Source organism: Edwardsiella piscicida (genome assembly GCF_001896205.1).
Lineage (GTDB): Bacteria > Pseudomonadota > Gammaproteobacteria > Enterobacterales > Enterobacteriaceae > Edwardsiella > Edwardsiella piscicida.
In genome coordinates, this window is sequence record NZ_MPNU01000001.1 from 41,193 (window position 1) to 49,018 (window position 7,826).

Below are 7,826 nucleotides of genomic sequence, written 5' to 3' on the forward strand. Positions count from 1 at the left end.
CGCAAACCTCATCCATTAACGCGTTTTTATGTAGTTAAATTACATAAATAGATTAAAACGCCGCAATTTAGTGAGCTTGATCCCAGTTTTCACCACAACCAATATCAACTTTTAATGGGACAGCCAGCGACAGGCTATTCTCCATCAGCGCACGCACCTGACATACCACCGCCTCGACCTGAGACTCCGGTACCTCAAACACCAGTTCATCGTGCACCTGCATAATCATGCGCACCTCCGGCTGAGCCTCCTGCAGCCAGCCATCAACGGCAATCATGGCCCGTTTAATGATATCGGCCGCCGTTCCCTGCATCGGTGCGTTAATCGCGGCACGCTCCGCCGCTTTACGGCGCATGCCATTGCGCGCGTTGATCTCGGGCAGATAGAGTCGGCGGCCATCCAGCGTTTCAACATAGCCCTGATCCGATGCCAGCTGGCGGGTGCGCTCCATATAGGCCAGCACGCCCGGATAGCGCTCAAAGTAGAGATCCATATAGCGCTGGGCTTCGCCGCGGCCAATGTTCAGCTGGCGAGCCAGACCAAACGCGCTCATGCCATAAATAAGGCCAAAGTTAATCGCCTTAGCGCTGCGACGCTGATCGGCGCTCACCGCCTCTAACGGCAGGCCAAAGACCTCTGCCGCCGTAGCGCGATGGATATCTTTCCCTGCCGCAAACGCTGCCAGCAGCCCTTTGTCTCCCGATAAGTGCGCCATGATACGCAGCTCAATCTGTGAGTAGTCCGCCGCCACAATCCGACTGCCGGCCGGCGCGATGAAAGCCTGACGAATGCGCCGCCCTTCATCGCTACGCACGGGGATATTCTGCAGATTAGGATCGCTGGATGAGAGTCGGCCCGTCGCGGTGACGGCCTGATGATAGGAGGTATGTACCCGACCCGTCAGTGGATTCACCATCTGCGGCAGCTTATCGGTGTAGGTACTCTTCAGTTTGGCCAGCGTGCGGTACTCCAGGATTACCTGCGGCAGCGCATATCCCTGATCGGCCAGCTCAGCCAGCACCTCTTCATTCGTTGATGGCGCTCCGCCCGGCGTTTTCTTTAATACCGGCAGCTGCTGCTTTTCAAACAGAATAGCCTGCAGCTGTTTTGTCGATGACAGATTAAACGGCTCTCCAGCCTCGCTATGTGCCTGCTGCTCCAGCGCCTCCAGCCGTACCGCCAGCTCCTGCGAGTGTTGACCCAGAATCGCGCTGTCGATCAAAACCCCGGTGCGCTCCATCCGCGACAGCACCGGAATCAACGGCATATCGATATCGCGGAAAATATGGCTCGGACCAGACTCGCCCTCCAGCGTCGGCCATAAACGCTGATGCAGCTGCAGGGTAACATCGGCATCCTCTGCGGCATACTCCGCCGCCTGCTCCAGCGGGATTTGATTAAAGGTCAGCTGACCTTTGCCTTTACCGGCAATCTCTTCAAACGTAATCGTTTTATGGTCGAGATGACGGGCTGCCAGACTGTCCATATCATGGCGTCCGGCAACGCTATTGAGCACGTAGGACTCCAGCATGGTATCAAACGCCACGCCGCGCAGCGTGATGCCATAGCGCGCCATAACGCCGATGTCATACTTCAGGTTCTGGCCAATCTTGGCTACCCCTTCATCCTCCAGCAGCGGCTGTAGCCGCGCCAGAACATACTGACGATCGAGCTGACGCGGCGCATCCAGGTAATCATGAGCCAACGGGATGTAACATGCCTGCCCCGGAGCATCGGCACAGGAGATCCCCACCAGATTAGCCGATAGCACATCCAGCGAATCGGTCTCGGTATCAAAGGCAAAGCACCCGGCCTGGCGCAGGCGCGCAATCAATGCCTCCAGCGCGGCCTCATCGAGGATCGTTTGGTAACCCTCGCGCGTCAGCGTCACGGAAACCTCCGACGCAGGTGCCGCAGGTGCGTCAGCGCTCTTCTCCACCCGCGTTTTACGGCCGCCTTTCGCCCACGTGAGCCAGGATCCCTCCTGCGCATCGGTCAACCAACGCTTAAACTCATAGCGGCTGAACAGCCGATGCAGCGTCTCGCTATCCAGCGGTTTAATGGCTAAATCGTCGCAGTCCTGCGCCAGATCAACGTCGGTCTTAATGGTCGCCAACAGATAGGAAAGATCAGCTTTTTCTTTATTCAACAGTAACTTGGCTCCCATGGTCTTCGCGCCACGAAAGCTCAGGGTCGCCACCCGATCGAGATCATCATAAATCGTCTTCAGGCTGCCAATACCTTGCAACAGCGCCTGCGCCGTCTTCTCACCAACGCCGGGGACGCCGGGAATATTGTCTGAGGCATCGCCCATCAGCGCTAAAAAGTCGATGATCAGCGACGGCGGTACACCGTATTTGTCGCACACTTCCTGAGGCCCCAGAACGGTGTTGGTCATCGTATTAATCAGCGTGATATTCGGCGTGACCAGCTGCGCCATATCCTTATCGCCGGTGCTGATCAGAACATGCCGCCCCGCCAGCTCAGCGCGGCGCGCCAGCGTACCGATCACATCGTCCGCCTCCACCCCCGGTACGACCAGCAGCGGCAGCCCCATCGCCTCAACCATCTGGTGCAGCGGCGCTATCTGCTCACGCAGATCGTCCGGCATCGGAGGACGATGTGACTTATATTCAGCAAACAGCTCATCGCGAAACGTTTTACCCTTGGCGTCAAACACCACGGCAACATGGCTCGGCTGATACTGCATGATCAGGCTACGCAGCATATTCAGCACACCATACATAGCCCCGGTAGGCTCCCCGGCGCTATTGGTCAGCGGTGGAAACGCATGATAGGCACGGTAAAGGTATGAGGATCCATCAACCAGGATCAGGGGATTTTCAGCTATCTGGGCCATAATCTGTCTTTGTCGTGGTGGTTATCAGAGTGTAAGAATGCCACACCTCGGGTGCGCTGACGAATATTCGGGGTGTTTTATCGCGCTTGGCGACATACGATCGCACCGGATCTATCTGTGGATAACTTTGTGAGCAAAATATCGAACGTTTAATACGCAGAAGCGTGCTTATAGAAATTTAATAAATATAATCAATTAAAATCAATATAATGCATTTATAACAAGAGAAAGGTTAATATGAAAAGCATAATGGTTGAGCTGTGTATAACTCGACAGATGTTATCGACGCTGTCCGCGCCTTCGATAAGCATCGTTATAGTATGACCAACGATTAAAACGGCGCAGGCTTTTTTACCAAAATATCTTTGAGCGGGACAAAATGTGCCGACTTACGCCCCTATCTGCTAACATTGCAGCTCCTAATTCTTCCGAGTGCGGTGCGATTTCCTAATGCCTACCCTGATTGCCACGGTGTTGTCTCCTTTTATCTTCGTATTAACAACGCTGTTGACCATCGTAGTCACCGTGGCCTGCTCGCTGCCTATCACGCTCTTAGGCATCGTAAAACTGCTGCTGCCGCTGCCTGGGATACGCCGCGCTATTTCCCGCTATTCCGATAGGTTGATGTGGTGCTGGTGCCAAGGCTTGGCTGGCTTAATGTCCCTGAATCCACGGCTACAATGGCACGTCAGCGGCCTAGAGGGATTAAGTAAACAAAACTGGTATCTGCTGATCAGCAATCATAAAAGCTGGACGGATATTGTAGTGCTATGTGTATTGCTACGGAATCATATTCCAATGAATAAGTATTTCCTTAAGCAGCAGCTGGCCTGGGTGCCTTTTATCGGCCTAGCCTGTTGGGCGTTGGATATGCCTTTCATGCGGCGCTATTCTCGCAGCTATCTCCTTAAACACCCGGAACGGCGCGGTAAGGATATTGAAACAACCCGCCGTTCATGCGAGAAGTTTCGCCTGCGTCCAACCACTATCGTTAACTTCGTCGAAGGCTCACGCTGCACGGAGGAGAAACGCCGCAGCCAAAATTCACCCTATCAGAATCTATTACAGCCCAAGGCCGCCGGCATCGCGTTTACCCTCAGTACCCTTGGCAGCCAGTTTGAGCGAGTACTTAACGTCACGCTGATTTACCCGCAGAATGAGCGACACCCTTTCCTCGACCTCCTCTGCGGACGCATGCAAAGCATCGTCGTACACGTTGAAACACTGCCTATCAGCGATGAAATTCGCGGCGATTATTTCAATAATAAGCGCTTCAAACGCCAGTTTCAGCTATGGCTGAATACGCTTTGGCAGCGTAAGGATCTGCTGATAACGCAGCTGCGCGAGCGTTACCGTCCTACCGTCTAACGTCAAAAAAAACGCCGGAGAAACGATATCCGGCGTGTTACTCAGAGTCAGCACGCCGATTACGGCTGGCTCACCAAGAAGTGCACCACATTGGCAAACTGCGCCACATAGTTCGCCATGGAGCTGGTATCCAATCCATCGCTTTTCACCATGTACTTACCGTTTACAAATACCGCCGGAACGCCGCGCAGTTGGAAATCCTCTGCGGCCTTCTCCTGCTGTACCACTAAAGATTTAACCACGAAGCTATCCAGCGCAGCGTCATACTCTTGCGGTTTCACCCCGGCCTGAATAAAGACATTGCGAATATCCGCCTCGCTTTTAATACTCTGCGTTTTCTGTACCGCATCAAACATAGGCTGGGTGATCTTATCCTCAACGCCCAGCGCCATCGCGACAGCCCATGCCTGAGTTAACTGTTTCCCTAATGGACCAAGAAACTCTACGTGATATTTAGTCAGCTTTACCCCCTGCGGAAGTTTACCTTCAATGGCCTGGGGAATATGGTAAACCTCAGCAAACTCATAGCAATGCGGGCAATAAAACGAGAAGAACTCCAATACCTGCGGCGCACCGTTTACCGGTTTATCCAGCGTGGTATATTGCTCCCCATTAGTAAACTGCGCGGCCGATACGCCAAACGCCATAACCATGCCCAGCAGGGCCAGCCACATCTTTTTCATTATCGCTTCTCCATTATTCGGAATCTGTCGTCAATACATCGGCGTTAACTGTAGCGGGGCGGCCTGTAACAGACGGACCTGCTCTTGAAATACCTGGATCTGGCGCAGCCAGAACTGGGTCTCCCCCACCCAGGGAAAACTGCGCGGAAACGCGGGATCCTGCCAGCGGCGGCAGATCCAGGCCACATAGTGGATCATCCGCATGGCGCGCAGCGGTTCAATCAGCGCCAGCTCGCGCAGGTCGAAATCACTGAATTCGCCGTAGGCCTCCAGCAATACATCCAGCTGTATACGCTTCTCTGCGTCATCTCCATTCAGTAGCATCCACAAATCCTGGATCGCCGGGCCATTGCGCGCATCGTCCAGATCCACGAACAGTGGACCATCGCGCCACAGTATATTTCCCGGGTGGCAGTCACCGTGCAGACGCAGCTGCGGCAAATCATCCCGCCAGCACGGAAGCAACGCCGCAATCAGCGTATCTAACGCCGAGAGCAGCGCAGATCGCTGCGCTTCAGGCACCAGGGGACTCTCCGCCAGCAGCGCTCGCGGCTGGTAGACATATTCGTCCAGCCCAATGGTCGGCCGGCTGCTAAACAGCTGGCGTCGGCCTACCTGATGGAGTCGTCCCAGATAGCGTCCAACCCACTCCAGCTGGTCGAGGCTGTCGACCTCATATTCACGGCCCCCCAGGCTGGGAAATACCGCAAAGGCATATCCATGGTAATGATGCAGCGTGGCGCCATTCAGGGGCAGCGGGGCCGCTAGCGGGATCTCCTGCGCGGTCAGCTCGGCAGAGAAAGCATGCTCCTCTGCTATCTGGGCATCACTCCAACGCTCGGGGCGATAGAATTTCACCACATAGCGTCGTCTATCCTCATCCATCAGCTGATAGACACGGTTTTCATAGCTGTTCAGCTCACTAAGACCGGAATCAACGCGGATCCCCGTACTCTCCAGCGCATCCAGGATGAGATCCGGTGTCAGAGTCTGAAAATTAAAGGCCGACGTCGTCATAGCATCAATCTTTAATAACACCGCGCGCACGCAGTAGGGCCGTTTTGAAATCCTCTTCATAGTCTTTTTGCAGACCGGGGATCACCGCACGCTTATCGCTGTCGCGCATTTTCAGGTGATAGATCAGAATATCATCGGTAAGGTCGGACAGTGCGCCCTCATAGCCCGCCTCATCGGCCAGCTTCTGTAAAAACTGAATCAGGTTCAAATCCGGTTCCTGCTGCCAGGCCGGATGGATTAACTCAATAAGCTCATTAACGCGATGGCATTTCATAGAGTACGCTCTCTTGTCTATTCACAGGGCTGCTAAAGCTAGCAATCCTAATTTAACAAAGATAGTCGTTTACCGTGTAACACTCACTATTTACAAACTATTACATCGTCATTAAAGGGGCGCTATGATAGACCATCGTTCGACCTCTACAGCCGACAGGAGCACTTTCACAATGCAGGATATTGAGGGGGTTATTTTAGCGGGCGGGCGGGCAACCAGGATGCAGGGGAGAGATAAAGGACTGGTTACGCTCAACGCCATTCCCCTGTATCAGCAGGTTTTGCAGCGTCTAGCGCCCCAGGTTTCCCGGGTCGTCATTAGCGCCAATCGAAATCAGCAGACCTACCGGCAAAGCGGCTGCGAGGTGCTCAGCGACAGCATGGCAGACTTTCCAGGCCCATTGGCCGGCGTGCTAACGGCGCTGGAGCAGTGCCGAACCCCATGGCTTATCTCTGTTCCCTGCGACGTCCCTTTTATTCCCACCGATCTGGTCAACGTACTCTGGCAAGGCAAAGGCGACGCTCTCCTAGCCTATATCGACGATGGCGAGCACCGTCACCCGACGCTCGCCCTATGGCACCGCAGCCTGCTGCCGCAGCTACGCACCTTTCTGCAGCGGGGAGAGCGTAAGCTCATGCTCTTCATGCAATGGGTAGACGCGCAGCCCGTACGCTATGCCAATCCCGCGCTCTTTATCAATATTAACAGTCTGCAAGAGTGCCTGCAGGCGCAACAACAGGAGCACACATCACCGTGACGACCCCACCACTCTTGGGCATTGCCGCCTACAGCGGCACCGGAAAAACCACGCTGCTGAAACAGCTGATTCCCAGCCTAAAAGCCCGAGGGATCCGCATCGCCCTGATCAAGCACACCCATCACGATATGGATGTCGATACCCCGGGTAAAGACAGCTATGAGCTGCGTAAGGCCGGGGCAGATCAAACGCTGGTCGCCAGCGATCTACGCTGGGCATTGATGAGCGAAACGCCGGAGAGGCAGCCGCTAGACTTACACTTTCTGGCCTCACGCATCGACGCCAGGCGCTGTGATTTAATTCTGGTCGAAGGATTTAAGCATGAGCACATTGCCAAAATAGCGCTCTATCGCCATGCGGTTGGCAAGCCCTTTGGCGGGCTTATCGACGAGTACGTTATTGCGCTGGCCAGCGACAGTCGTCATGACTGCGCCGTTCCGTTCTTGGATATTAATGATCCCGATGAAATTGCGGCCTTTATCCAGCGTTGGCTAGAGCAACAAGCTAAAGAATAAGAATAAGAATAAATAGTCTGTGTATAAAAAGACCGCCAACGGCGGTTTTTCACAGCATCTGGCTGGACTCAAGACGCAAAAAAGCCGCTCATTGAGCGGCTTTTTTGCTTTATTTAATGCTTGGCAGTTCCCTACTCTCGCATGGGGAGACCCCACACTACCATCGGCGCTACGGCGTTTCACTTCTGAGTTCGGCATGGGGTCAGGTGGGACCACCGCGCTATCGCCGCCAAGCAAATTCTTTTTGCCGAACAAAACCCCGAAAAATTGGTGCTGATACCCAGAATCGAACTGGGGACCTCACCCTTACCAAGGGTGCGCTCTACCGACTGAGCCATATCAGCACGCTAAA

At 54.3% G+C, this 7,826-nt stretch carries 7 protein-coding genes, 1 tRNA gene and 1 rRNA gene; 3 read left to right on the top strand and 6 right to left on the bottom strand.

What is annotated here, in order from left to right:
* Positions 1 to 67: 67 nt before the first annotated feature.
* On the bottom strand, positions 68 to 2,860 hold the full coding sequence (polA, locus tag BRD58_RS00185; protein WP_073381354.1) for a DNA polymerase I: 2,793 nt from the start codon (positions 2,858 to 2,860) through the stop codon (positions 68 to 70).
* A gap of 450 nt (positions 2,861 to 3,310) precedes the next feature.
* Here polA and BRD58_RS00190 point away from each other — a divergent pair, with 450 nt between their 5' ends.
* Positions 3,311 to 4,228 carry an acyltransferase gene (locus BRD58_RS00190; RefSeq protein WP_012850297.1) on the top strand — a complete coding sequence of 306 codons (918 nt, stop codon included), beginning with the start codon at positions 3,311 to 3,313 and terminating at the stop codon, positions 4,226 to 4,228.
* A gap of 59 nt (positions 4,229 to 4,287) precedes the next feature.
* Here BRD58_RS00190 and dsbA read toward each other — a convergent pair whose 3' ends face one another.
* Genes dsbA through BRD58_RS00205 form a run of 3 tightly spaced genes read right to left on the bottom strand, consistent with a single transcriptional unit; the run spans position 4,288 to position 6,202 of the window.
* On the bottom strand, positions 4,288 to 4,911 hold the full coding sequence (dsbA, locus tag BRD58_RS00195) for a thiol:disulfide interchange protein DsbA (protein ID WP_015462577.1): 624 nt from the start codon (positions 4,909 to 4,911) through the stop codon (positions 4,288 to 4,290).
* A gap of 30 nt (positions 4,912 to 4,941) precedes the next feature.
* Positions 4,942 to 5,928 carry a serine/threonine protein kinase gene (locus BRD58_RS00200; RefSeq protein WP_012850299.1) on the bottom strand — a complete coding sequence of 329 codons (987 nt, stop codon included), beginning with the start codon at positions 5,926 to 5,928 and terminating at the stop codon, positions 4,942 to 4,944.
* Positions 5,929 to 5,932: 4 nt separating this feature from the next.
* Positions 5,933 to 6,202 (bottom strand): YihD family protein, encoded by a 270-nt coding sequence (locus tag BRD58_RS00205; protein ID WP_012850300.1) that lies wholly within the window; start codon positions 6,200 to 6,202, stop codon positions 5,933 to 5,935.
* Positions 6,203 to 6,374: 172 nt separating this feature from the next.
* Here BRD58_RS00205 and mobA point away from each other — a divergent pair, with 172 nt between their 5' ends.
* Together mobA and mobB are read left to right on the top strand one after the other, a co-directional pair.
* Positions 6,375 to 6,959, top strand: coding sequence for a molybdenum cofactor guanylyltransferase MobA (gene mobA, locus BRD58_RS00210; RefSeq protein WP_034168319.1), 585 nt, complete (start codon positions 6,375 to 6,377; stop codon positions 6,957 to 6,959).
* Complete coding sequence (mobB, locus tag BRD58_RS00215; protein ID WP_069579686.1) at positions 6,950 to 7,474, top strand: molybdopterin-guanine dinucleotide biosynthesis protein MobB; 525 nt, start codon at positions 6,950 to 6,952, stop codon at positions 7,472 to 7,474. The genes mobA and mobB overlap by 10 nt, the downstream gene beginning before the upstream one ends.
* A gap of 118 nt (positions 7,475 to 7,592) precedes the next feature.
* On the opposite strand, the gene rrf is transcribed toward mobB, so the two are convergent.
* Positions 7,593 to 7,708: ribosomal RNA gene (gene rrf, locus BRD58_RS00220) — 5S ribosomal RNA — on the bottom strand.
* A 34-nt stretch (positions 7,709 to 7,742) separates the two neighbouring features.
* A tRNA-Thr gene (locus BRD58_RS00225) sits at positions 7,743 to 7,818 on the bottom strand.
* Positions 7,819 to 7,826 lie beyond the last annotated feature (8 nt).

Excerpts from the sequence above, each read along its gene's own strand:
- polA (WP_073381354.1), bottom strand. The coding sequence starts at position 2,860 with ATGGCCCAGATAGCTGAAAATCCCCTGATCCTGGTTGATGGATCCTCA.
- BRD58_RS00190 (WP_012850297.1), top strand. The coding sequence starts at position 3,311 with ATGCCTACCCTGATTGCCACGGTGTTGTCTCCTTTTATCTTCGTATTA.
- dsbA (WP_015462577.1), bottom strand. The coding sequence starts at position 4,911 with ATGAAAAAGATGTGGCTGGCCCTGCTGGGCATGGTTATGGCGTTTGGC.
- BRD58_RS00200 (WP_012850299.1), bottom strand. The coding sequence starts at position 5,928 with ATGACGACGTCGGCCTTTAATTTTCAGACTCTGACACCGGATCTCATC.
- BRD58_RS00205 (WP_012850300.1), bottom strand. The coding sequence starts at position 6,202 with ATGAAATGCCATCGCGTTAATGAGCTTATTGAGTTAATCCATCCGGCC.
- mobA (WP_034168319.1), top strand. The coding sequence starts at position 6,375 with ATGCAGGATATTGAGGGGGTTATTTTAGCGGGCGGGCGGGCAACCAGG.